Annotated in this window: 22 protein-coding genes; 20 read left to right on the top strand and 2 right to left on the bottom strand. The window is 72.2% G+C overall.

Going from position 1 to position 24532, the window contains the following annotated elements:
• The first annotated feature begins 7 nt into the window (after positions 1-7).
• The 7 genes from ACIRG9_RS20290 to ACIRG9_RS20320 are packed head-to-tail and all read left to right on the top strand — an operon-like array spanning position 8 to position 10183.
• Positions 8-1621 carry a SagB family peptide dehydrogenase gene (locus ACIRG9_RS20290; RefSeq protein ID WP_402857793.1) on the top strand — a complete coding sequence of 538 codons (1614 nt, stop codon included), beginning with the start codon at positions 8-10 and terminating at the stop codon, positions 1619-1621.
• Positions 1618-4350 (top strand): lantibiotic dehydratase, encoded by a 2733-nt coding sequence (locus ACIRG9_RS20295; RefSeq protein ID WP_402857796.1) that lies wholly within the window; start codon positions 1618-1620, stop codon positions 4348-4350. The genes ACIRG9_RS20290 and ACIRG9_RS20295 overlap by 4 nt, the downstream gene beginning before the upstream one ends.
• Entirely contained in the window at positions 4347-5408 is a 1062-nt protein-coding gene (locus ACIRG9_RS20300) for a lantibiotic dehydratase C-terminal domain-containing protein (protein ID WP_402857799.1), read from the top strand. Before ACIRG9_RS20295 ends, ACIRG9_RS20300 begins: the two co-directional genes overlap by 4 nt.
• Complete coding sequence (locus tag ACIRG9_RS20305) at positions 5405-6577, top strand: metalloprotease (protein ID WP_402857802.1); 1173 nt, start codon at positions 5405-5407, stop codon at positions 6575-6577. Before ACIRG9_RS20300 ends, ACIRG9_RS20305 begins: the two co-directional genes overlap by 4 nt.
• Positions 6574-7500 carry an ABC transporter ATP-binding protein gene (locus ACIRG9_RS20310; RefSeq protein ID WP_402857805.1) on the top strand — a complete coding sequence of 309 codons (927 nt, stop codon included), beginning with the start codon at positions 6574-6576 and terminating at the stop codon, positions 7498-7500. The genes ACIRG9_RS20305 and ACIRG9_RS20310 overlap by 4 nt, the downstream gene beginning before the upstream one ends.
• Positions 7497-8252, top strand: a complete 756-nt coding sequence (locus tag ACIRG9_RS20315; RefSeq protein WP_402857808.1) for an ABC transporter permease — start codon at positions 7497-7499, stop codon at positions 8250-8252. The genes ACIRG9_RS20310 and ACIRG9_RS20315 overlap by 4 nt, the downstream gene beginning before the upstream one ends.
• Positions 8249-10183, top strand: a complete 1935-nt coding sequence (locus ACIRG9_RS20320; RefSeq protein ID WP_402857811.1) for a TOMM precursor leader peptide-binding protein — start codon at positions 8249-8251, stop codon at positions 10181-10183. Before ACIRG9_RS20315 ends, ACIRG9_RS20320 begins: the two co-directional genes overlap by 4 nt.
• 108 nt (positions 10184-10291) lie before the next feature.
• On the opposite strand, the gene ACIRG9_RS20325 is transcribed toward ACIRG9_RS20320, so the two are convergent.
• On the bottom strand, positions 10292-10468 hold the full coding sequence (locus ACIRG9_RS20325) for a thiazolylpeptide-type bacteriocin (protein WP_402857814.1): 177 nt from the start codon (positions 10466-10468) through the stop codon (positions 10292-10294).
• Between the two features lie 208 nt (positions 10469-10676).
• Between ACIRG9_RS20325 and ACIRG9_RS20330 the strand changes: the two genes are divergently transcribed.
• Together ACIRG9_RS20330 and ACIRG9_RS20335 are read left to right on the top strand one after the other, a co-directional pair.
• A complete protein-coding gene (locus tag ACIRG9_RS20330) occupies positions 10677-11921 on the top strand; it encodes an amidohydrolase (protein WP_402857940.1) in 1245 nt (414 codons plus the stop codon).
• 99 nt (positions 11922-12020) lie between these two features.
• Entirely contained in the window at positions 12021-12230 is a 210-nt protein-coding gene (locus ACIRG9_RS20335; protein ID WP_402857817.1) for a hypothetical protein, read from the top strand.
• Between the two features lie 24 nt (positions 12231-12254).
• Here ACIRG9_RS20335 and ACIRG9_RS20340 read toward each other — a convergent pair whose 3' ends face one another.
• Positions 12255-12965 (bottom strand): Crp/Fnr family transcriptional regulator, encoded by a 711-nt coding sequence (locus tag ACIRG9_RS20340; protein ID WP_402857820.1) that lies wholly within the window; start codon positions 12963-12965, stop codon positions 12255-12257.
• 227 nt (positions 12966-13192) lie between these two features.
• On the opposite strand from ACIRG9_RS20340, the gene ACIRG9_RS20345 reads away from it, so the two are divergent.
• From ACIRG9_RS20345 to ACIRG9_RS20395, 11 genes are all read left to right on the top strand, one after another.
• On the top strand, positions 13193-14017 hold the full coding sequence (locus ACIRG9_RS20345; protein WP_402857823.1) for a hypothetical protein: 825 nt from the start codon (positions 13193-13195) through the stop codon (positions 14015-14017).
• Positions 14014-16266 carry a hypothetical protein gene (locus tag ACIRG9_RS20350; protein ID WP_402857826.1) on the top strand — a complete coding sequence of 751 codons (2253 nt, stop codon included), beginning with the start codon at positions 14014-14016 and terminating at the stop codon, positions 16264-16266. Before ACIRG9_RS20345 ends, ACIRG9_RS20350 begins: the two co-directional genes overlap by 4 nt.
• Complete coding sequence (locus ACIRG9_RS20355; RefSeq protein WP_402857828.1) at positions 16263-17084, top strand: hypothetical protein; 822 nt, start codon at positions 16263-16265, stop codon at positions 17082-17084. Before ACIRG9_RS20350 ends, ACIRG9_RS20355 begins: the two co-directional genes overlap by 4 nt.
• A 228-nt stretch (positions 17085-17312) precedes the next feature.
• Positions 17313-17528, top strand: coding sequence for a hypothetical protein (locus tag ACIRG9_RS20360; RefSeq protein WP_402857831.1), 216 nt, complete (start codon positions 17313-17315; stop codon positions 17526-17528).
• 30 nt (positions 17529-17558) lie between these two features.
• The gene (gene argC, locus ACIRG9_RS20365; protein WP_402857834.1) at positions 17559-18560 is read left to right on the top strand and encodes an N-acetyl-gamma-glutamyl-phosphate reductase; all 1002 of its coding nucleotides are present in this window, start codon (positions 17559-17561) and stop codon (positions 18558-18560) included.
• Positions 18561-18576: 16 nt separating this feature from the next.
• Positions 18577-19749, top strand: a complete 1173-nt coding sequence (argJ, locus tag ACIRG9_RS20370; RefSeq protein WP_402857837.1) for a bifunctional glutamate N-acetyltransferase/amino-acid acetyltransferase ArgJ — start codon at positions 18577-18579, stop codon at positions 19747-19749.
• On the top strand, positions 19746-20636 hold the full coding sequence (gene argB, locus ACIRG9_RS20375; RefSeq protein ID WP_402857840.1) for an acetylglutamate kinase: 891 nt from the start codon (positions 19746-19748) through the stop codon (positions 20634-20636). Before argJ ends, argB begins: the two co-directional genes overlap by 4 nt.
• Positions 20633-21886, top strand: coding sequence for an acetylornithine transaminase (locus tag ACIRG9_RS20380; protein WP_402857843.1), 1254 nt, complete (start codon positions 20633-20635; stop codon positions 21884-21886). Before argB ends, ACIRG9_RS20380 begins: the two co-directional genes overlap by 4 nt.
• Positions 21883-22812: an ornithine carbamoyltransferase gene (gene argF / locus ACIRG9_RS20385; RefSeq protein WP_402857846.1), complete on the top strand. Its 930-nt coding sequence runs from the start codon at positions 21883-21885 to the stop codon at positions 22810-22812. Before ACIRG9_RS20380 ends, argF begins: the two co-directional genes overlap by 4 nt.
• A complete protein-coding gene (locus ACIRG9_RS20390) occupies positions 22809-23324 on the top strand; it encodes an arginine repressor (protein WP_402857849.1) in 516 nt (171 codons plus the stop codon). Before argF ends, ACIRG9_RS20390 begins: the two co-directional genes overlap by 4 nt.
• Positions 23321-24526: an argininosuccinate synthase gene (locus ACIRG9_RS20395; protein ID WP_402857852.1), complete on the top strand. Its 1206-nt coding sequence runs from the start codon at positions 23321-23323 to the stop codon at positions 24524-24526. Before ACIRG9_RS20390 ends, ACIRG9_RS20395 begins: the two co-directional genes overlap by 4 nt.
• The last annotated feature ends 6 nt before the right edge of the window (positions 24527-24532 follow it).

The raw sequence follows: 24532 nt of genomic DNA on the forward strand, positions 1-24532 counted from the left end.
TGCCGCCATGACGTCTGACACTCCCGGCTTCGCCCACGCGTACGCGACCGCGATCCTCCGTCGCGGCCGTGAACCCATGCCTCCGGCCGACTTCACCCCCAACTGGGCGGACGCACCCCGGCGCGGCAAGTACTACCCGGCGGCGACCGCGTTCCCGCTGCCGGCCGCACCGGAGGTCACCGCCGGCCTGGACAGCGCGCTGGCCGGCCCGGCGGACGCCGACGAGCCGTTCACGCTGTCGCTGCTGGCCGGCATGCTGCACCACTCCTACGGGCTGCTCGGCCGCCGGCTCGGCATCCAGGCCAACACCGACCTGGCCGCCCTGCCCTCGTACGCCCACGCCAACTGGCACCGCGGCACGGCCTCCGGCGGCGGCCTCTACCCGTGCAGCGTCTACTGGGTCGCCGGGCCCGGCGCCGGGGTCAGCCCCGGCGTCTACCACTACGCCCACACCCACCACGCCATGCGCCGGCTGCTGGCCGGCGACGTCACCGCCCGGGTGAACGCGGCGGTCGGACCGCGGACCCCGGCCAGCCAGTTCCTGATCATCGGGGTCAAGTACTGGCAGAACGCCTTCAAGTACAACAACTTCTCCTACCACGCCGTGTCGATGGACGTGGGCACCGTGTTGCAGACCTGGCGGCTGTGGGCCGGCGCCCAGGGGCTGCGGATCAGGCCGATCCTCTGGTTCGACCAGGCCGCGCTCGCCGACCTGCTCGGGCTCGCCCCCGACGACGAGGCGCTGTTCGCCGTCGTACCCCTGACCTGGGCGGCGGCCACCCCCGAGGTCGGTCGCGACCCGGTGGCCGCCACGCCGCAGCCGGCGCTGGACACCGTCCGGGTCCGGCACACCGACCAGGAGCGGTCGCGGACCCTGATCGGCTTCGACACCCTGCGCCGGATCAACCGCCGCACCGCCGCGGCGGCCGACGAGCGACCTCCCGTCGGGGCCCTGGCAGCCGCCGCCGCGCACCCGGCGCCGGCAGACGGGACACGGGTGCCGTTACCGGACCCCCAACCCATGGAGATGCCCGTCAGCACCGCCCTCACCCGCCGGCGCAGCAGCTTCGGCCGGTTCGCGGCCAGCCGACCGATGCCGGCCGAACAGCTCGCGGCGCTGCTCCGCGCCACCGCCGCCACCACGATTCCCTGCGAGATCGACGGCGACGCGGACGGTCCGCTGGCCAAGGTCTACGCGTTCGTCAACCACGTCGTCGGCGTTCCCGCCGGCGGCTACGGGTACGACCCCGACACCCACACCCTGGTCCGCGTCACCAGCGGCCCACCGGGGGACTTCCTGCAGCGCAACTACTTCCTGGCCAACTACAACCTGGAACAGGCCGCGGTCGTCCTCGTCCCGACCGTGCGTACCCACGCCGTGCTGGACGCCACCGGCGACCGCGGCTACAACCTCGTCAACGCCACCATTGGCGCGATCTCCCAGACCTTCTACACCGCCGCCGCGGCGCTGCAACTCGGCGCGGGCGTGGCGCTGGGCTTCGACAACGTCTCGTACGTCGAGGAGCTGGGGCTCGCCGACACCGGCGAGTTCCCGCTGCTCATCATGCTGGCCGGCGACGAGCGCGCCGGACTCGGCGACTACCGTTACGAGCTGCGGTGACGCCGGCCGTGCTGTCCCAGAGCCCACTCCGGTCCGCCGCCCCCGCCGGCTGGCAGCCGGGAACCTACTTCACCGCCCGGGTCGCCGGCCTGCCGCTGTCCACGGTCGACCAGCTTCGCTGTCCCGAGGCGTGCGCCTGGGCCGACTCCGTCCTCGCGCTGCGCGCCCACCTCGCGGCCGACGGCGCACGGCTCAGCGATCTGCTCCACGAACTCGTCAACGACAACGACGACGAGTCCTCGCGGCGGCGCCTGCTGGCGCTGCGGCGGCAGATCTTCAACAACAGCCTGCCCGCCGCTCCCGAGCAGGCGCTCGCCGCGGTCGAACGCGCCCGCCCGTCGGCCCTGCCCGCGGTGCGGCAGTGGCTGGAACTGCGCGCGCGGCTCGCCCGGTTGCAGGACGACGGCGCCGCGGTGTTCGCCGCCGACGTCGCCCGAACCCGTGAACGGTTGTGGGAGCTGGCCGGCGAACCGCGCCTGCGCGGCGGGCTCCAACTCGCCTCGCCGACCCTCGACGAGCAGCTCGCCACCGCCGTCCAGCCGGACCTGACCCGGCCCGCGAACAAGAAGACCCGTCGCGTCGAGCGCTCGCTGCTGTCCTACCTCTACCGCACCGCGTGCAAGACCAGCCCGTTCAGCACCTTCACCACGGTTGCGCTGGGCCGCTTCGAGGACGGCGCGCCGGGGCTGGACCTGGCCGTCGGCGAGGACTGGCAGCGGCATGTCCGGCTCAACGTCGTGATCGTCTCCCGGCTGGCCGATCTGATCAGCGCCGATCCCGAGCGGCGCGGCGACCTGCCGGTCGCGCTGAGTCCGGGCTGGCGCCGCGACGCCGACCGGATCCGCTACGTGCGGCACTGGGTCACCGCCGGCGACGACAGCGCCTCGGTCAGCTTCGACTCGGTCCGGGACGGGCTCTTCTTCCTGCGCCGCAGTGGCGTCCTGGACGAGCTGACCACCCTGCTCCAGGACCGCGGCACGTTACGCTGCGCCGACCTGGTGGACCGGCTGTGCGAGGGGACCGGCGCCTCCCGACCGGACGGCGAGGCGTACCTGTCGACCCTGCTGCGGCTGGGCATGCTCCGGCTGGTCGGCCTGGACACCGACGTGCACGTCCCGGATCCGCTGCGGGCGCTGGCCGGCACGTTGGGACAGCTCGACCGCCCCTGGGCCCGACGGCTCGCCGGCCGGCTCGACGAGATCACGGAGCTGGTCGACGCCTATCCGCACGGCGACCTCGGGCAGCGCCGGGAACTGCGGCACCGGCTGCGGGGCGAGCTGCGCGCGGCCATGGCCGGGCTGGGCGAGGAGGACGCGGTCCTGCCGCAGACGCTGCTGTACGAGGACAGCCGCGTCGCCGGCCAACCCGTCGCCGTCTCGGCCGAGGCCTGGCGGCGGCTGGTCGGCACCGACCTCGCCGCGGTGGAGCGGATCCTGCCCGCCTTCGACCAGACCCTGCCGCACCGGATCATGTTCCACGGATTCTTCCTCGCCCGGTTCGGCGCCGGCGGTCGCTGCGACGACCTGCTGCGTCTGGTCGAGGACTTCCACGACGATCTCTACGACCAGTACTCCTCCTACACCGCCGGGCGCCGCCCGTTCGCCGACGACGGCACCTACACGCCGGAGGAGAACTGGCTGGGCCGACCCGAGATGACCGCGCTGGACCAGGCCCGGCAGGCCTTCGCCGCCCGCCTGCGCGGGCTCGCCGACGCCGACCCGGACCACACCGAGCTGCTGCTGCCCGCGGACCTGCTCACCGAACTCGACGGCATGCTCGGCGACGCCACCCGCGGTTTCCACCCGCAGGGACACTTCGTGCAACTGGCGATGCGCGACCCGGAACCCCTCGTGGTGCTCAACCAGTCGTTCGGCGGGCTGTCGTTCCCGTTCAGCCGCTTCACCCACTGCTTCGACGCCGACACCCCGACGCTCGCCGAGCGGCTGCGGGACCAGGCGAGCGCGATCACGCCGGCCGGCGCGGTGTTCGCCGAACTGACCGGCGGACCCGCCACCACCAACCTGAACCTGCACGGGCGGCTCACCGACTACGTCATCGTCTGCCCGGGCGAGACCAGCAGCGTGCCCGCCGAACGGCAGCTCACCCTCGACGACCTCTATCTCGTGCACGACCCGGACACCGACCGGGTCGTGCTCCGCTCCGCCCGTCTCGGCCGGGAGGTCATCGCCGTCTACCTGGGCTACCTGGTGCCGATGGCGTTGCCGCAGATCCCGCGTACCCTCCTGCTGCTGTCGCCGGCGTCGATGGTGCGGCTCGACCTGTGGCGTGGCGTTCCCGCACCGGCCGGCCCCGACGGGGTCACCGCACGGCCGCGGGTGCGCGCCGGCAACATCGTGCTCAGCCGGCGCAGCTGGTCGGCGCGGGTGCACGACCTCCCCGACACCGGCGATCCCGCGGCCGATCCGACGGCCTTCCTCGACTGGCGCCGGTGGCGCGCCCGGCACGGCATGCCGCAGCAGGTCTTCGCCACCATCTACCCGGCCGACCCGGGCCGGGTAGTGGCCAACCCGAAGCCCCAGTACGTCGACTTCGACAGCCCGCTGTCGCTGCAGGCGCTCCGGGGCGCGCTGGACGGACCCGACGACCGGATCGTGCTGCGCGAGATGCTGCCCGCCGCGGACGAGCTGGCGGCCCGCAGCGGGCGCGGCGACCACGTCTCCGAACTGGCCGTGGAGACCTTCCGCACCGATCCCAGGGAGACCCGATGACCGCCCCGCTCCTCGCCACCGACCGTGCCACCGACCCGCGCGGGCAGTGGCTCGCCCTGCACGTCTTCTACGCGGCCAACCCGCAACCCCTGCTGGTCGAGTGCGTCGGACCGTTGATCCGCGACCTCACCGACCAGGGCCTGCTCGCCGGCCACTTCTTCATCAACTACTGGATCGAGGGACCACACGTGCGGCTGCGGCTGCGCCCCCGCACCCCGGACGACGAACCCGCGGTGCGGGCGCAGGCCGAGGCCGCGATCAGCCGGTTCCTGGCCACCCGCCCGGCGCTCTACGCGATGGGCACCGGCTACCTGCGGGAGCTCTACGACATCCTGTTCGCGCTGGAGTTCCCCGACGGCAGGCCGGCCGAACTCGTCGACGAGAACGGGCAGATGCTGCTGCAGCCCAACAACTCCTTCGGGTACCGGGCCTACGAGCCCGAGTACGGCAAGTACGGCGGCCCCGACGGCATCGAGGTCGCCGAGTGGCACTTCCAGCACTCCAGCGATGTGGTCCTGCGGGCCATCTCGTCGATGAACCTGCACCTGCGTCCCGTGCTGCTGGGCACCGCCGCGCAGCTCATGACGGTGATGGCGGGCACGTTCCTCACCGACCGGGACGCGCTCGTCGACTTCCTCGACCGGTACCACCACTTCTGGCACCACGCGTTCGCCGGCACCAGCCTCATCGGCGTCGACGAGTACACCCGGATGTACGACAGCGTCTCCGGGGAACTGGGTCGCCGGGTGAAGCAGATCCTCACCCTCGTCGAACAGGGCCAGATCCAGCGACTGCCGGGATTCCTGCGCGGCTGGGCCGAACACGCCGCCCTGCTCAAGGAGAAGGTGCTGGCGCTGGCCGGGTCCGGCCGGCTGGCCGTGCGCACGTGGAGCAGCGGAGACGACAGGGTCATCACCGATCCGGACGAGGCGCTCGCGTCGCTGCTGTCGCCGTACCTGCACATGACGAACAACCGGCTGCACGCCACCATCCGCGACGAGGCGTACCTGTCGTACCTGCTCGCGCGGGTGCTGCGCGACCCGGCGGTACCAGCATGACCGGTTCGGGTCTGCTGGCCAAGCGCCCACGGCTGCGCGCGGACCTGCTCTTCTCGCGGCCGCTGCGGCGCGGCCCCGCCACCGTCTACCTGATCAAGGACCGCACGAGGGGCAGGGCCTTCGAGATCGCGGAGAAGGAGCAGTTCCTCTTCCGCCGCCTCGACGGTGTCCGGTCCCTGGCCGAGATCACCGACGAGTACGCCGCCGAGTTCGGCCGTCGGCTCAACGACGACCACTGGGTCCGGCTGCTGTGGCTGCTGCACGAACGGGGCCTGCTCAGCGCCGACGCCACCGAGTCCGTCGCCACGCCCGGCGACGCGCGGCACGCGGCGGTCCGCTGGTGGGCGCGACGCCTGCGCTGGACGCTGCACCCCGGGCTGTTCGCACTGCTGTGCGGGATCGTCGCCGCCGCGCTGGCCGTCGTCGCGCTGCAGCTCGGCTCGCTCTGGCCGGCCGCCCGCCCGGCGTTCACCGACCCCACCAGCCTGGTAGCGCTGGCCCTGCTGGCCTGGATCGGCGCCGCGCTGCACGAGTTCGCCCACGCGCTGGCGGCCGTCCACTTCGGCGCGACCGTCAAGCGGATCAACCTGGTCACCCTGACCTGCCAGATCGAGGACTACCTCTACCTGCCGCGCCGCTCGCAACAGGTGATGATCGCGGCGGCCGGTGGCCTGGCCAACGGGCTGGTCCTGCTGTTCCTCGCCGGCGTGCTCGCGGTCGTGCCGGACGGTCGCACACCCGGACTGCTCAGCGCGTACCTCCTGGTCGGTGCCGCCCAGACGCTGATCAACTTCATCCCGCTGCCGCCGCTGGACGGTTACAAGATCGCCAGCCACCTGCTGGGCATGCTGGACCTGGCCCCGGAGAGCCGCCGCTACCTTTGGACGGCGCCCCGCCGGCTGCTTCTGCGCACCGCCCCGCGCTACCCGCGACCGGCCGCGATCTGGCTCGGCCTCTACGGCGCGTGGTGGCTCATCGCGGTCGCCACCGTCGCGGCCGTCATGATCTACTTCGTGGGCGCGCAGCTCCGACCCGTCCTCGGTGGACTCGCCTATGTCCTGCCCGCCGCGATCGTCGGCCTGACGATCGCCGGCTGGCTGGCCCGCCCCCGACGTGCACGCCCCGCCGGCGCGGCGCCGTCCCGACTCCTCAAACAGGACAACCAGTGAAAGGCGAGCCAATGCCACCCACCGACGGTCCAGCCATCGTGCTGGATGCCGTGAGCAAGTCATATGGCGAGGTGAGGGCGGTCGACGACATCTCGGTGTCGATCCCCCGTGGTGAGTTCTTCGGTCTGCTCGGCCCCAACGGCGCGGGCAAGACCACCCTCATCGAGATGATCGAGGGACTGCGTACGCCGGACACCGGCACCGTCACCGTGCTGGGCATGTCGCCGGCCCCGCGCAACCTCGCCCTGCTGCCGCAAATCGGCGTGCAGACCCAGCGCTCGGCGTTCTTCACCCGGCTGACCGCCCGGGAACACCTGGTGACCGTCGCGGCCCTGTACGGCCTGCCCACGTCCGCCGCCGACCGGGCACTGGAGCTGGTCGGGCTGACCAGCTCGAACGACGTACGGGTCACCAACGTCTCCGGTGGCCAGCGCCAGCGCCTCGCCATCGCCTCGGCCCTCGTGCACGACCCGCAGGTGATCTTCCTCGACGAGCCCACCGCCGCACTGGACCCGCAGGCCCGCCGCGATCTCGGGCAGATGCTGCGGGAACTCAAGGCCATCGGCAAGACCATCGTCTACACCACCCACCACCTCGACGAGGCACAGGGTCTGTGCGACCGGGTCGCCATCCTCTCCGGCGGGCGCATCCTCGCCCTGGACAGCCCCCGCGAGCTGATCACCCGCTCCGGGGTCGGCACCCGGCTGGTCGTCCCGCCCGGCCGGCTGACCCTGGAGCAGGCCGCCCAGCTCGACGGTGTCGACGGCGTCGACCTCGAGGACGACGCGATCGTCCTGCGCACCACGCACACCGCCCGGGCGCTGGCCGCGCTCGGCGCCCAGGGCAGCCTCGACGACGTGGAGACCCGGCCCGCCACCCTGGAAGACGTCTACCTCGACCTGATGGGAGCGCCGCAGGCATGAGCGCTTACGCCGCACTGGCCAGAGCCACCTACAAGGCGACCGTCCGGGACGCCACGACGCTGTTCTTCACCTTCGCGTTCCCGCTCGTCTTCCTGCTCATCTTCGGACTGATCTTCCGCAACCAGGAGGTCGCCGAGACCGGCCACGGCTACGTCGACTTCATCGCCCCGGGCGTGCTGTCCTGGGGTCTGGCCAGCGCCGCCCTGTTCGGGGTGTCGTTCACCCTGATGCAGTGGCGCCACGACGACCTGCTGCGCATCGTCCGGCTCTCCCCGGCCAGCATCTGGTCGGTGGTCGGCTCCCGCTACGCCGTCGCGCTGGCCATCGGCGTGGCCCAGAGCCTGCTCTTCGTCGGCGTCGCCATGCTGCCGTTCCTCGGCATGCGCCCGGATCCGAAGTGGCCGTTGTCGGTGCCGGTGATGCTGCTCGCGGTGACGGCGTTCCTGGCCCTCGGCCTGATCGTGGGTTCACGGGCGAACACCCCCGAGGCGGTCGCCGCGATCGCCAACTGCATCGTGGTGCCGATGGCCTTCCTGTCCGGCTCGTTCTATCCGCTCGAACTGATGCCGGGCTGGCTGCAGGGGATCTCGCGGGCCCTGCCGCTGCGCTACGTCAACGACGGCATGGCGTACGCCTTCACCGGGTTCGGCACCATGAACGACTACCTGCTGGCGTGCGGCGCGCTCGTCGTGTTCGGCGCCGTGTTCGCGGTCATCGGAGTCCGTACCTTCCGCTGGAGCAACGACTCGTGACCACCACCGCGGCGGCGGCAGCACGCCCTGCCCCGCTGTCCGCCGCCGCGGCCCAGCTGCGGGAGCACCTGCACGACCGCTGGACGCGGCATTCGGTGGGCGCCCAGCCGCATGTCGTGACGCTGGGCGGCGTCGACGCGCTCGCCGGGCCCCAGCCCGACCGCCGCGACGCCGACGTGCACCTCAGCGCGAACGCCGTGCTGATCGGCCCGTTCGGCGGCTCGGGCCCGAACCCGGCGTGCGGGCACTGCCTGGCCGTCCGGTGGCAGCGGCTGCGTACGCGCAGCGAACGCGACGCACTGGAGGTCGGCGACCGGATGACCCCGGTCGCGCCGTGGCCGCGGCTGACCGCCTACCAACTCGACGCCGTCTGGGACCTCTACCGTGCCGTCCACGCCGGCCCGACACCGGCGCCACCACCCACCTGGGACCGCCACAGCACCCCGCTCGCCCGGGTCAGCCAACTCGACCTGGCCAGCCTGCGGGTGCGGACCTACCCGATCCTGGCCGAGCCGCGCTGCCCCACCTGCTGCGCCCCGCAGCCCGACACCCCCGCCGGTGTGGCGGGCGCGTGGCAGCCCCGCACGAAGTTGCACCCCGACGCGTACCGTCTCCGCGCCGCCGGGGGCTATCCGATGCCGGAGACCGCGCTGGTCAACCCCGTCTGCGGTGTTCTGGGCGCCGGCACCCAGCTCACCATCACCTCACCCACCACCGCGCCCGTCACCGGCAGCGTCTTCATCCGAGGCTACGGCGGGCTGCTCGACGTCTCCTGGAGCGGCCAGTCCACCGGCTATGACGCCAGCCGGTCGCTGGCCTATCTGGAGGGCCTGGAGCGTTACGCCGGCACCCACCGCCGCCGCAACGTCACCCCGGTCGTCGCGTCCTACGCCGAAATCAGCGAGCACGCGCTGCACCCGGACCGGTGCGGCACCTATCCGGACGCCGTGTACGACAGCGACCCGATCCTGCGCCGGTTCTCCCCGGAGCGGCCGATCCCGTGGGTGTGGGGCCACAACCTCCACACCGACCGGCCGGTTCTGGTGCCCCGGCGGCTCTGCTTCTACAGCTCGCCCGCCGCGGACGACACCTTCGTGCTGTCGTCCTCCAGCGGCTGTGCCACCGGCAGTTGCCTGGAGGAGGCGGCACTGTTCGGGCTGCTGGAGCTCATCGAGCGGGACGCCTTCCTGCTGGCCTGGTACGGCGGCCTCACGCTGCCCCGGATCGACCTGGAGACCTGCTCGCCCGAGGTGCGGGCGATGGCCGATCGCGCCGAGCTGCAGGGGTACCGGCTGCTCGCCTTCGACAACCGCGTCGACCTGAACATTCCCGTCGTCACCAGCCTCGCCGTACGCCACGACGGCGGTCCCGGAATGCTGTCGTTCGCCGCCGCGGCCCACCTCGACCCGCACCAGGCCGTCGCGGGCGCGCTCGCCGAGGCGCTCACCTACATACCCCACCAGCCCGGCACGGTACGCCGCCGCCGGGCCGAGCTGGAGCTGATGGCCGACGACTACTCGCTGGTGCGCCGGCTGCCGGACCACTCGGCACTGTTCGGCCTGCCGCGCATGGCGGTCCACGCCGGGACCTACCTGGACGGCGACGCGGCGCTTCCCGCGGAGCGGGTGTTCGACGGATACCGTCCCGCCGGCACCTGGAACCTGCTCGACGATCTCCGGGCGGTGCTCGACGTCCTGCGGGCCCGCGGGTTGGTGGCCATCATGGTCGACCAGACCACTCCGGAGCAGGACGCCGTCGGGCTCCGGTCGGTGTGCATGATCGTGCCCGGGCTGCTGCCGATCGACTTCGGCTGGACCCGGCAGCGGGCACCGCACATGCCGCGGCTGCGTACCGCGCCCGGCGCGGCGGGCCTGGCCGACAGTGACCTCACCGACGCCGACCTGCGTCTCGTGCCGCACCCGTTCCCGTAGGCCAGGTTCGCGCCGGAACGGATCGCCGCCGGCCCGACCGTCGCGGCGGTACGCACAGAAAAACGTAGGGCCGCCCGTACGGGCGGCCCTACGTGACACTGCCGGCGATCAGGCCGAGCAGCTGGTGGTGGAGGTGGTGCTGCTGCAGGTCGAGGTGGTGCCCGAGGACGAGCAGGAGGCCAGGATGGCCTCGGACGCGTCGGCGTAGTCGGAGATCGCGAAGGTCTCCGACTCGAGCTCCAGGATCTCCTCGGCGAGGGCGTTGAGGTCGGTGTCCGGCGCCATGATGGCCTCCAAAGGGTCGTGACGGCCGGCTTTTCCGGCCCCGAGGCAAGCACACCGTCAGGCGCTCACCAATCGCCCTCACCACGAGTCTCAAACCGCTGTCACTCGATGACAGCAGGATGACAGCATCCTGCACTTGGCTCATGCCGTGGCACCACCTGGACCCCAGACCCGAGTCCGAGTACCCGGCCAGGCGGTCGATCCGGACATCGTTCGCGACGCGGGACTGATCTATCGCGACCTGCACGCCCACCCGGAACTGTCCGGGGCGGAGGAACGCACCGCGGCCCGGTTCGCGGCCGCGCTCGGCGAGGTCGGCTGCCAGGTCACGACGGGAATCGGTGGGCACGGCCTCGTCGGTGTCCTCACCAACGGGCCCGGCCCGACCGTGCTCATCCGCGCCGAACTCGACGCGCTCCCCGTCGCGGAGGAGACCGGCCTGTCGTACGCGAGCACCGCCACCGGCCTCGACGCCGACGGCCGGAGCGTGCCCGTCATGCACGCCTGCGGGCACGACCTGCACATGGCCGCGGCGGTCGGGGCCGCCGCCCACCTCGCCCGCACCGGCGACCGCTGGCGGGGCACGGTGCTGGTCCTGGGACAGCCGGCCGAGGAGACGCTCAGCGGCGCGGCGGCCATGCTCGACGACGGCCTCTACGAGCGATTCGGGCGCCCCGACCTGGTCCTCGCCCAGCACGCCGCGCCACTGCCCGCGGGCATGGTCGCGCACGGGGCCGGCCCGATGACCGCCGGCAGCCTCACCCTGGACGTCACCGTGACCGGCCGGGGCGGCCACGCCGCCACCCCGCACCTGTGCGTGGACCCCGTGGTGCTCGCGGCGAGCATCGTGGTGCAACTGCAGACGGTCGTGGCGCGGCAGGTCAGTCCCGCCGAGCAGGTGGTGCTCACCGTGGGGACGCTGCGGGCCGGCCGGCATCCGGGTGTCATCGCCGACGACGCCACACTCGGGATCACGATCCGGGCGCTGTCCGACCAGACGCTGGACCGCGTGCTACGCAGCGTTGTCCGCACGATCCGGGCCTCCTGCGAGGCCGCCGGCAGCCCGCGCGATCCGGACGTGCGAGTGGTGTCGCGTACCCCGGCGTATCAGGCCGACCCGGCGGCGACCGCACGGGTGCGTGCCGCGCACGCGCGGGCGTTCGGGCCGGAACGGGTCGCCGGGTGGCCCCCGTCCCTGGCGTCCGAGGACTTCCCGCTCCTGGTCGCCGACGGGATTCCGAGCAGCTACTGGATGCTCGGCACCGTCGGGCCGGGTCAGTGGAAGGCGGCGGCCGGCGCGAGCGCGGCCGAGAAGCTCGGCAATCTGCCGACGAACCACAGCTCGGCCTTCGCCCCGAGCGTCGGACTGGCCCTGCCGGCCGGCGTGGAGGCGCTGGTCGTCGCGGCGCTGACCGCGCTCGGACCGATTGATCCAGTCGATGGCGCATGTTAGCGTTTCGTGACAGATCGAGCCTCATCTGTCGGTTTGGTCCATCTCTCAGTCATTGGTTCCCGCGCGAGCCACGCCCCTCGGCGAGTTAGGTGAAGTCTGTTGAAGTTCTACGAGCTGATGGCCCTGATCTGGGTTTTCGCCGGGCTGGCCATCGCGCTGACCTGGATCGTCCTGCGGCACCGGCGGGGCCAGGCCCGGATGGCGGTGCAGACCCGTTCGCGCGCCGAGTTGGAGGCGCAGTCGACGCAGCTCGCCGACCTGCAGACCCGGGTCGACCGGATGGAGAAGCAGCCGCGGTCGTCGGACTGACCCCGCCCGCTGGTAGGCCGTCCCTCAATCCTCGTCGGGGTCCAGCTCGCCGAGGTCACGCAGGCGCGTCAGGTCCCGCACGGTGATCCGCCGGTAGTCGGTGTCGACGAGGCGGTCGGCGCGCAGTTCGCGCAGGGCCTTGTGGACGGAGGTCTCTGCTGCTCCGCAGATGGTGGCCAACTCGGGCTGGGTGAGGTGTACGTCGATGACGACTCCGTCCCGGCAGCGCCGGCCGTGCGTCCGGCACAACTCGGCGACCACCCGCGCTACCCGCATCTTCACCGCGTACGAGGTGAAGTCGATGCGGCGCCGATTGGACCAGCGCAGCCGGTCCGAGACCATGGCGGCGAGTTCAAGAGCGGCCTCGGGATGATCCTTGAGGAACCGGGTAAAGGCTTCCTGCGGGATGACGCTGTAGCGGGTCGGTCCGCAGGTGGTGATCGTTGCCGAGCGGGGTTGGTCGTTGAGCGCCGACATCTCACCGACGAGGTCACCGCCGACGCGTAGGGACAGCAACGCGGAACGCCCGTCGGGAAGATGGGCGGTCACCTTGGTCAGCCCTTCCTCCAGCAACACGAGATGCGACTCGCGCGTTCCCTGATGGATGAGGATCTGGCCGGCCGGGACCCGTCGCCGGACGCCCAGGCGTAAGACGACCGCGCGGGCGCGCGGGTCCAATCGTTTGAGGAAGGTTCCGTGCGGCCACTGGGCCTCCGGCGGATCGCCTTGCCGCATCGGCCACCTCACTCTCCTCGTCCAGTGAAGGCTGTCGAAGCGTAGCTGAGTCGGTGCGCAGCGCGATGCTGGGGAGCGGGCGACCGCCACACCAGGGCGGGATGGCGGGTAGCGGACAACTTCCACGGAAGCCGTACTTCTACGGGGTTCTGCGGCGGCGATGGCGATTCCATGGGCCTGCGGTCCCGCTGGAAGAGGCGGGTTGACGGCGAAGGGGCGACACGTCGATGCACCATCCCGAGCGACGGCTGCTGGTCTGTGTGGACATGGAGCGGTACAGCCGCCGGAGCAATCTGCAGCAGTACGAGGCGCAGAAGGAATTCCACAGCCTTCTGCGCGGTGCCGCCAGCGCGGTCGGACTGGACCGGATGACCTGGAGCACTCAACAGGCCGGTGACGGGGAACTTGCGATCCTGCCCCGCGACGTACCGGAGTCCCAGGTGATCGGTCGTTTCGTTCCCGAACTGAACAGGCGGCTACGGGCCTACAACGCGAGCCGGGTGGAGGCGGCGCGGATCCGGCTGAGGATCGCCGTGCATCAGGGTCTCGTGCACCTCGACGGGGCGAACGGGTTTCCGGGCGCGGCCGTCGTCCTCGTCTGCCGGCTCTGTGATGCCCGCCCGGTGAAGCGTGCGCTGGCGGCCTTCCCGGAAGCGGGCGTGGCGCTCGTCGTCTCAACCGAGATCTTCCGGGATGTGGTCCGTGAGTATCCGGAGGAGATGCGCCCGGAACGTTTCCAGCGCATCCGGGCCAGCCACGCGGACAAGGACTTCGAGGAGTACGCGTGGGTGTGCGTGGTGGACGAGGATGTGTCCGCGACGCCGCTGCACGATGGTGACCAGACGGGTCGTGCCAGCGGGGCCGAGCGGATCCTGCCGACCCTGACCGGCCGGACGGGTGCCGACTCCCCGCACTCCGCCGACAGCGGTGGCGGTGGCATTCGTACCGGTGACATCCGAGTGCGTGGGCAGAACGCGATCGGTACGAACGCGACGGCGATCGGGTCGGTCGGCCGCGACGCGATCCTCGGCCGCGACGGCGGTGACCGGTGAACGACGTCGCCCAGCTATCGCACGAGGACCGAGCGGAACCGGTGCCGGACCGGCTGCTCGATCCGGACGCCGCCGAGGAGCCGCCTCCCGACGGAGACGAGACGCCGGACTTCACCACCGCCGAGGGCAGGGACGGCGCGGACGAGGAGGCCGAGGATGAAGAGGCCGAGGACGAGCCGCTCGACCCGGTGGCCATTCTCGACCGGCTCTCCGCGCTGCTCGGCGCTTCGGCCGGGATCGAGGTCGGGGACATGCACGTCCGCGGCCAGAACGCGACCGGGGCCGGGGCGACCGCGATCGGTACGGTGAACGTCACGATGGCCGGCGCGAGTGGCGGCCGGACCTGGTCGGAGACCCTGACCGGGACGGCGGTACGGCAGCTGGCCGACGGATACGCCGCGGCACCGAACGACCCGCACCTCGATCGCCGTCTCAAGCAGCAGAGCATGGTCTGCCTTTCCGGGCAGGACGGCACCGGGCGCTACTCGGCGGCCTGCCTCGCCGTCGCAAGACGGCACGGCTACGACCGCGTGGGCCTGGTGCACGCGGAGAGTCCGGTCGACCTGATTCGTGCGGCGACAGCCCTGCAACCGGCACACGGCTACGTCCTGCGTCTGGACGAGGCGGGAGCCCGGGAGCTGGACGGGATGACCCTGGTCGCCTTGGCGGCGCGAGTCGAATCGGCCAGTTGTAGCGTGGTGCTCGTCGGCGACTTCCGACGCCGCGACGACGTCACCGTTCACCTCGTCGAGCACCGGGCTCCCGCCGCGGCTGACGTCTTCCGGGCGCAGCTGCGCCGGCAGTTGCGGAGCCGATGCGTCGGGTGGTGTGGAGAAAATTGCACCGGGCAGTGCGTCGACCGCTACGTCGATGAGGAATGCGGCACCCACCCGCTGCTGCTGGCCTACCTGAGCGGTGCGCCCCGTCCGGGTGAGGTGGTCGGCATGGTCGACCTCATCGCGCAGCACCCCGCCCGGGGAGCGGAACTCACTCAGCGCCTGGAGCGCCTGCTGCCCAGACAGCTGCGGGAGCGGGCCACGCGGATCCTCGACTGCGCGGACTCCGGCCCGGAGACGGCGGGATTCTGGACCGACGATGAGCGGCGTGCCTTCCGGATCTCCTGCGCCGTACTGGCCGGGCAGCCGCTGTCGGAGATTCACCAGGCGGCGCGGCTCCTGACCACGCCGAGCCCGTCCGATGCCGTACCGAACGCCATGCCGTCGGGTCGCGCCGGTGCGGCACTCGACTACCTTCTGGGACCCACCCTTCGGCAGGCGGTACTGGTGGCGGACGACGAACTGCTTCCGGCCGGCCGACGGATCGAGTTCGCCCCGGGTAACGACGCCCTCCGGTCCAGCCTGTTGGACGTCGCCTGGCATGACTGGTGGACGCCCGAACAACTGCTGAACTGGTGGACCGAACTCGCCCGGACTTGTACGCCGGGCATCCAGGAGGCCGCCGCCGGTGCGATCGGCTGGTCGGCCGGGCGTGATGTACACCGCGCGCTGCGGGCCGTGGACCGGTTGGCCCGCGAGCGGCGTGCCGGCGTACGCCAGACGGCGGCCATCGCGCTGGTCGCCATGGCGATGCAACCTCGGTTGCGGCAACGGATCCGCGCCGAGCTGAATCGGTGGGCCGAAGGCGGCGCGGCGCACCTGCGCGACACGGTGGCGCGCACTTACGCCCTCGGCCTGGCCCGTCTCTGGCCGGACGCCGCGCTCGTACAGCTCCGCCTGGTGGCTCAGGCGCGGATGCAGCGGTGGCACAACTCCGTGGTCCGCGGCCTGGTGCAGGTGTACGAGGCAGGGCACGCGCCGAGCGTGGTGGCAGCGCTGGCCGAATGGAGCGCCTCGTCGGAACCGGAGGTGCGTCTGCACGCCGGGCGGGCGCTGCGAACGCTCGCCGAGCGGTGGTCGCCCGCTCCCCGGGAGCACTGGCCCGAGTTGCTGGATCTGGCCCGCGGCGGCGCTGTCTCGCTGAGCGATCTTGCCAGCTGCTGGGCAGTGGCGCTCAGTCTTCCCGGGACCGCCTACCGCACCTGGCGGACGCTCGGGTTCTGGCTCAACCGGGCCGACGGGCATTCGGAGGTCGCAGCGCACAGCCTGGAACTGCTGAGGCTGGTGGTGGCCGGCCGCGAGCCGCTGCGGCGCCGCCTGGAGCACCAGCTGCGGCACGTCTGGGGCCCCCTCATGCCCCACAACACCCTCCTTGACGACGTACGACGACTCACCGACGAGGACCACCGATGAGCACTCACCCCCGCACCAACCCGAGCGTCCACTCCTCCCTTCCCCGCCAACCGGAGCGTCGCCGCTGGTGGCATGGCGTCTTCCCGCCCCAGGACTCGCACGTTCTCGCGCCGCCTCCGGCTGCTGTCAGTGCCTCCTTCCGCCAAGACGTGCCGCAGCCCATCCTCGTGCCCGCGAAGGGAGACGCCTTCGACTTCCGTCTCCACGCCGTCTACACCTGGACGGGCCAGAACATGACCTACGACGAGCTTCGGTTCCGAGCTGAGCGTTATCTGTTCTGGGCCGGTGGCATCGTCCGCGAGCAGACCGTCGACCTGGCACGGCAGCACGAACCACACCGTTCGCACGAGTTGGAGCAGGCGTTGAACCTGCGCCTCTCGGGGCAGCGCTGGCCCCGCCAGGGCAACCTGCCGTACTTCACGGTGCAGGTCAGGGTGAGCCCGGACGAGCGCGTCCGGGAGCGGTTGCGACCGTACTGGGAAGACCGGATCAAGTTGGAGTGCGACCACGAGCTCGAGAAGATCAAGGCTCGCCAGGCCGACGATCTGACCCGGCGCTGGTGTGGGGTCCTGCTCAATCTTGAGGACGACCCGGTGACGGCGCACGCGGCGCGACTGACCGGGGAGCAGTTCGCCGAGGTCTACCGACGCTACGTCGCGGAGCGGCGGGAGACGGTGCCGGAGTTGGTGGAACTGCTCCGGGAGGCGGTGCGCGGCCACAACGACCTCGGCATGGGGCCGTCGGAGTACACGCAGGCGTGGGACACCGCGCTGCGTACCTACGAACGGCAGCACGGTCTCGACGACCGAACGAACTGACGCCCCACCGAGGGGCTCTTCCCGGCGATCATCGAGAAGGGCCCCCGGGTCACTCAGCCTGGGTAGGCGAGGCATCGGATCTCTCCGCAGCTACGTCCCTCGTGAAACGCTCTGGAATATTGGCGGCAAAATAGGGCAAAACGTAGGGCAGCCGACATGGCCATGCGGGGTGGGGCGGCGGAGCCGCCGGGGAGCCGTGAGCCCCCGAGCCGTGCCGGTTTCGTCGAGTTGCTCTTCGACGTGGTGCTGGTCTTCGCCTTCACCCGCATCACCGGCCGGCTGATCGAACATCTCACCTGGTCCAGCTTCTATTCGGCGATGGTGCTGGCCCTCGCCCTTACCGCCGCCCGGAATTTGAGGGCATGGAACGCCGGGGCGGCGGCCGCGAGTCGAACTTCATGCAGTCCATTGCATGAACTTGCAGTCCATCGTCGATCCTGTTAGCCTTCGTTGCATAGTCATGCGGAGGTGAGTATGGGCATCCGAGTCGCGGTCGCCGGGGCCAGCGGGTACGCCGGTGGCGAGCTGCTCCGCCTGCTCGCCGGTCACCCCGAGTTCGACCTCGTCGCCGCCACCGCCCATTCCTCGGCCGGCCGGCCCGTCGCCGCCGTACACCCGCAGCTCGCCGGGCTGGACCTGGTCTTCGGGGCGACCGACCCGGCCACCCTGGCCGACGCGGACCTGGTCTTCCTGGCCCTGCCGCACGGCCAGTCGGCGGCCCTCGCCGACGCCCTGCCCGAGACGGTCAAGGTGGTCGACCTCGGCGCCGACCACCGACTGCGCGACGCGGACGCCTGGGCCCGGTACTACGGCGGCCCGCACGCCGGCACCTGGGCCTACGGCCTGCCCGAACTGCCCGGCCAGCGGGCCGCGATCGCCGCGGCGAACCGGGTCGCCAGCACCGGCTGCTACGCGGTGGCCACCACCCTGGCGCTCGCCCCGCTGATCGCCGCCGGCGCGGTGCACCCGGCCGACGTGGTGGTGGTCGCCGCCTCCGGCACCTCCGGGGCGGGCCGGGCCGCCAAGGCCCACCTGCTCGGCAGCGAGGTGATGGGCGACCTGTCGCCCTACAAGGTCGGCGCCCACCAGCACGTGCCCGAGATCAAGCAGGCCACCGGGGCGACCAGCCTCTCCTTCACGCCGGTGCTCGCGCCCATGCCGCGCGGCATCCTCGCCACCGTCACCGCCGTCCCCACCGGCGACGCCGACCCGCGCGAGGTGCTCGCCACGGCGTACGCGGACGCGCCCTTCGTGCACCTGCTGCCCGAGGGGACGTGGCCGCACACCGCCGCCACCGCCGGCTCCAACTCCTGCCACCTCCAGGCCACCGTCGACGTCGACTCCGGCCGGGTGATCGTCGTCAGCGCCATCGACAACCTCGGCAAGGGCGCGGCCGGCCAGGCCGTGCAGAACGCCAACCTGATGTTCGACCTCCCCGAGACCACCGGCCTGCCGATCTTCGGAGTCGCACCGTGAGCGCGAGGAGCGCAGCATGACCGTCACCACCCCCCGAGGCTTTCGGGCGGCCGGCGTCGCCGCCGGACTGAAGACCAGCGGCGCCAACGACGTCGCGCTCGTCGTCAACGACGGCCCCGACGCCGGGGTCGCCGGCGTCTTCACCGCCAACCGGGTCAAGGCCGCCCCGGTGCTCTGGACCCAGCAGGTCGTCCACGGCGGCGTGGTCCGCGCCGTGGTGCTCAACTCCGGCGGGGCCAACGCCTGCACCGGCCCGGCCGGCTTCCAGGACACCCACGCCACCGCCGAGCACACCGCCGCCACGCTCACCGCGAGCAGCCCCCGGCTGATGCTCGGCGCGGGCGAGGTCGCGGTCTGCTCCACCGGCCTGATCGGCGAGCGGCTCCCCATGACCGCGCTGCTCTCCGGCGTACGCAACGCGGTGCGTGGCCTGTCGCGCGACGGTGGCCGGGCGGCCGCCGACGCGATCATGACCACCGACACCCGGCCCAAGACCACGGTCGCCGCCGGCAGCGGCTGGACCGTCGGCGGCATGGCCAAGGGGGCTGGCATGCTCGCCCCCGCGATGGCCACCATGCTCTGCGTGCTCACCACCGACGCGGTGGCCGGCCCGGAGATCCTCGACGCCGCGCTGCGGGCCGCGACCCGGGTCACCTTCGACCGGATCGACTCCGACGGCTGCATGAGCACCAACGACACGGTGCTGCTGCTGTCCAGCGGCGCGTCCGGCATCGAGCCGACCGAGGCGGAGCTGACCGCCGCGGTCACCGCCGCCTGCCACGACCTCGCCCAGCAGCTCATCGCCGACGCCGAGGGCGCCACCAAGCAGATCGCCATCGACGTGGTCGGCGCGGCCACCGAGGAGGACGCGGTCGAGGCCGGCCGGTCGGTGGCCCGGAACAACCTGGTCAAGACCGCACTGTTCGGCAACGACCCGAACTGGGGCCGGATCCTCGCCGCGGTCGGCACCACCGCCGCCGCGTTCGAGCCCGACGGGGTGGACGTCGCGGTCAACGGGGTGTGGGTGTGCCGGGGCGGGGCCGCTGCCGAGGACCGGTCCAAGGTCGACCTCACCGGGCGGGACGTCACCATCCGGATCGACCTGCACGCCGGGGACGCGGCGGCGACCGTCTGGACCAACGACCTGTCCCACGCGTACGTGCACGAGAACTCGGCGTATTCAACATGAGCAGTCTCACCGCGGACCTCACCCGGGCCCAGGCCAAGGCCGAGACGCTGATCGAGGCCCTGCCCTGGCTGGCCCGCTTCTCCGGCGCCACCGTCGTGGTCAAGTACGGCGGCAACGCCATGATCGAGCCCGAGCTCCAGCGGGCCTTCGCCGCCGACATGGTCTTCCTGCGGTACGCCGGACTCAAGCCGGTCGTCGTGCACGGCGGCGGGCCGCAGATCTCCGCCATGCTGGGCCGGCTCGGCATCGCCAGCGAGTTCAAGGGCGGACTGCGGGTCACCACCCCTGAGGCGATGGACGTCGTCCGGATGGTGCTGGTCGGGCAGGTCGGCCGGGAACTGGTCGGCCTGATCAACGCGCACGGCCCGTTCGCCGTCGGGCTCTCCGGCGAGGACGCCGGGCTGTTCACCGCCGTACGCCGCCCAGCGTACGTGGACGGGCAGCCGGTCGACATCGGTCAGGTCGGCGACGTGGAGTCGGTGGACGTCTCGGCGGTGGCCGACCTGATCGCGGCCGGCCGGATCCCGGTGATCTCCACCGTCGCGCCGGACGCCGACGGGGTGCTGCACAACCTCAACGCCGACACGGCCGCCGCCGCGCTCGCCGTCGCCCTGCGGGCGCGCAAGCTGGTCGTCCTCACCGACGTGGCCGGCCTCTACGCCGACTGGCCGGACACGTCCAGCCTGGTCAGCGAGATCAGCACCGATGACCTGGCGAAGCTGCTGCCGTCCCTGGAGTCGGGGATGGTCCCGAAGATGGAGGCCTGCCTGCGGGCGGTGCGCGGGGGAGTGCCCGCCGCGCACGTCGTCGACGGCCGGGTCGCCCACTCCACGCTCCTGGAAGTTTTCACCTCGGAGGGATTCGGCACGATGGTGGTGGCGCAATGACCACGCTCGTCGAACGCTGGGGCCAGTCCATGATGGACAACTACGGCACCCCGCCGCTCGCGCTCGTCTCCGGCTCCGGCGCCGTCGTGGTCGACGAGGCCGGCCGGGAGTACGTCGACCTGCTCGGCGGCATCGCCGTCAACGCCCTCGGCCACGCGCACCCGGCCGTGGTGGCCGCCGTGTCCAAGCAGGTCGCCACCCTCGGGCACGTGTCCAACCTGTTCGTCGCCGAGCCGCCGGTCGCCCTCGCCGAACTGCTCCTGGCCCTCGCCGGCCGGCCCGGCCGGGTGTTCTTCGCCAACTCCGGCGCCGAGGCGAACGAGACCGCGTTCAAACTGTCCCGGCTCACCGGGCGCACCCACGTGGTCGCCACCCGGGGCGGCTTCCACGGCCGGACCATGGGCGCCCTGGCGCTCACCGGCCAACCGGCCAAGGCCGACCCGTTCCGCCCACTGCCCGGCGACGTCACCCACATCCCGTACGGCGACACCGCCGCCCTGGCCGCGGCCGTCACCGACGCCACCGCGATGGTGATCATCGAGCCGATCCAGGGCGAGAACGGCGTGGTCGTGCCGCCGCCCGGCTACCTGGCCGAGGCCCGGCGGATCACCGCCGCGCACGGCGCCCTGCTGGTGCTCGACGAGGTGCAGACCGGCGTCGGCCGCACCGGCCACTGGTTCGCCCACCAGGCCGAGGGTGTCGAGCCGGACGTCGTCACCCTGGCCAAGGGGCTCGGCGGAGGCCTGCCCATCGGCGCCTGCCTGGCCTTCGGCCGGGCCGCCGACCTGCTCGGCCCCGGCTCGCACGGCACCACCTTCGGCGGCAACCCGGTCAGCTGCGCGGCCGCCCTCGCCGTCATCGCCACCATCGCCAACGAGGGGCTGCTCGACCATGTCAAGCGGATCGGGGAGCGGCTGCGGCGGGGGATCGAGGCGCTCGGCCACCCCCTCGTCACCGAGGTCCGCGGCAGCGGTCTGCTGCTCGGCGTCGTGCTCGCCGAGCCGGTCTCCGGCTCGGTGGCGAACGCGCTGCGCGAGACGGGCTTCCTGGTCAACCCGGTGCAGCCGGACGTGGTCCGGCTCGCCCCGCCACTGATCCTCACCACCGACCAGGCCGACGCCTTCCTGACCGCCCTCCCCGCCGCCCTGACGGCAGCCGCCGCAGATCCTGGCCGGAGGCGACCCCCGCAGGGGCCGAAACCGTCCACGATCTCGACCGACGCGACGACCACCACGGAGGCGAACGCATGATCCGGCACTTCCTGCGCGACGACGACCTGACCCCCGCCGAGCAGTCGGCCGTGCTCGACCTCGCCGCCCGGATGAAGGCGGACCGGTTCGGCCACCGGCCCCTGGCCGGCCCGAGGTCGGTGGCGGTGCTCTTCGACAAGCAGAGCCTGCGGACCCGCTTCTCCTTCGACGTCGGCATCGCCGAACTGGGCGGACACCCGCTCGTGGTGGACACCCAGGTCACCCACTTCGGGCGGGGCGAGACCCTGGCCGACGCCGGCCGGGTGCTCTCCCGCTACGTGGCGGCGATCGTGCTGCGCACCCACGGCGACGACCGGATCGCCGAGGTCGCCGCGCACGCCACCGTGCCGGTGGTCAACGCGCTCACCGACGCCTACCACCCCTGCCAGCTCCTCGCCGACCTGCTCACCGTCCGCGAGCGGTTCGGCGCCACCGCCGGGCGGACCCTGGCGTACGTCGGGGACGCGGCGAACAACATGGCGCACTCCTACCTGCTGGCCGGGGCGGCCGCCGGGATGCGCGTCCGGGTCGCCGGGCCGGTCGGATTCCAGCCCGACCCCGAGGTGGTCGCCCGGGCCGAGAAGATCGCCGCCAGCACCGGCGGGTCGGTCCGCGTGCTCACCGACCCGGTCGACGCGGTCCGGGACGCGGACGTGATCGCCACCGACGCCTGGACCTCGATGGGGCAGGAGTCCGACGGGATCGACCGGACCACGCCGTTCCTGCCGTACCAGGTCAACAGTGCGCTGCTCGGCCACGCCGCGGCGGACGCCATCGTGCTGCACTGCCTGCCCGCCCACCGGGGCGAGGAGATCACCGACGAGGTGCTCGACGGGCCGCACAGCGCGGTCTTCGACCAGGCGGAGAATCGTCTGCACGCCCAGAAGGCGCTACTGACCTTTCTCCTGGAGGCATCCACACCATGACCGCCCCGCTGACCCGTGCCGCCCGGCACGCCCGCATCGTCGAGCTGATCCGCGACCGGGCCGTCCACTCGCAGCCCGAGCTGGCCGACCTGCTCGCCGGCGACGGGATCCAGGTCACCCAGGCCACCCTCTCCCGGGACCTCAAGGAACTGGGGGCGGTCACCGCCCGCGGTGGCGACGGGCGGGGCGTCTACCTGATCCCCGAGGACGGCCACCGGCCGCTGCGTGAGGCCGAGGCCGCCCCGGCCCGGCTCGTCCGGCTGCTGAGTGAGCTGCTCAACGGGGTCGACGCCAGCGGCAACATCGCCGTGCTGCGTACCCCGCCGGGCGCGGCCCACTACCTGGCCAGCGCATTGGACCGGGCGGGCCTGCCCGAGGTCGTCGGCACCATCGCCGGCGACGACACCATTCTCGTCGTGGCCCGCGAGGCCGTCGGCGGCGCCGCGTTGGGCGACAAGCTCGCGGCGTGGGCCCGCCGGGAAGAATTCGTTGAAGGGAGCACCACGCCATGACCGAGCGGGTCGTCCTGGCGTACTCCGGGGGTCTCGACACCTCCGTCGCCATTCCGTACCTGGCCGAGGAGACCGGCGCCGAGGTGATCGCGGTGGCGGTCGACGTCGGCCAGGGCGGCGAGGACATGACCGCCATCCGGCAGCGTGCGCTGGACTGCGGCGCGGTGGAGTCCGAGGTGGTCGACGCGCGCGACGAGTTCGCCGCCGGGTACTGCCTGCCGGCGATCCGCGCCAACGCCCTCTACATGGACCGCTACCCGCTGGTCTCGGCGCTGTCCCGGCCGCTGATCGTCAAGCACCTGGTCGCCGCCGCGAAGAAGCACGGCGGCACCATCGTGTCGCACGGCTGCACCGGCAAGGGCAACGACCAGGTTCGCTTCGAGGTCGGCCTGAGCGCGCTCGCGCCCGACCTGAAGATCATCGCGCCGGCCCGGGACTTCGCCTGGACCCGGGACAAGGCGATCGCCTTCGCCGAGGAGAAGGGGCTGCCGATCGACGTGTCGGCCCGGTCGCCCTACTCCATCGACCAGAACCTGTGGGGTCGCGCGGTGGAGACCGGGTTCCTGGAGGACATCTGGAACGCCCCCATCGAGGACCTGTACTCGTACACCGCCGACCCGGCCGAGTTGCGGGACGCCGACGAGGTGGTCATCACCTTCGACGCGGGCGTACCGGTCGCCATCGACGGCGAGACGGTCACCCCGTACCAGGCGATCCTCGAGCTGAACCGGCGCGCCGGCGCCCACGGCGTCGGCCGGCTGGACATGGTCGAGGACCGCCTCGTGGGCATCAAGAGCCGCGAGGTGTACGAGGCCCCGGGCGCGCTGGCCCTGATCACCGCCCACCAGGAGCTGGAGAACGTCACCATCGAGCGGGACCTGGCCCGGTTCAAGCGCGGCGTCGACCAGCGCTGGGGCGAGCTGGTCTACGACGGCCTCTGGTTCTCGCCGCTGAAGCAGGCGCTCGACGCGTTCGTCGACGACGCCCAGCGGCACGTCTGCGGCGAGGTGCGGCTCACCCTGCACGGTGGTCGGGCCACCGTCACCGGCCGGCGTTCCGAGGCCAGCCTGTACGACTTCGGCCTGGCCACCTACGACACCGGCGACACCTTCGACCAGTCCCTCGCCAAGGGTTTCGTGCAGCTGTGGGGTCTGCCCAGCAAGATGGCCGCCGCGCGGGACGCCCGGCTGGGTGGTGCCTGATCGTGG

The organism is Micromonospora sp. NPDC093277, from assembly GCF_044765245.1.
GTDB lineage: Bacteria > Actinomycetota > Actinomycetes > Mycobacteriales > Micromonosporaceae > Micromonospora.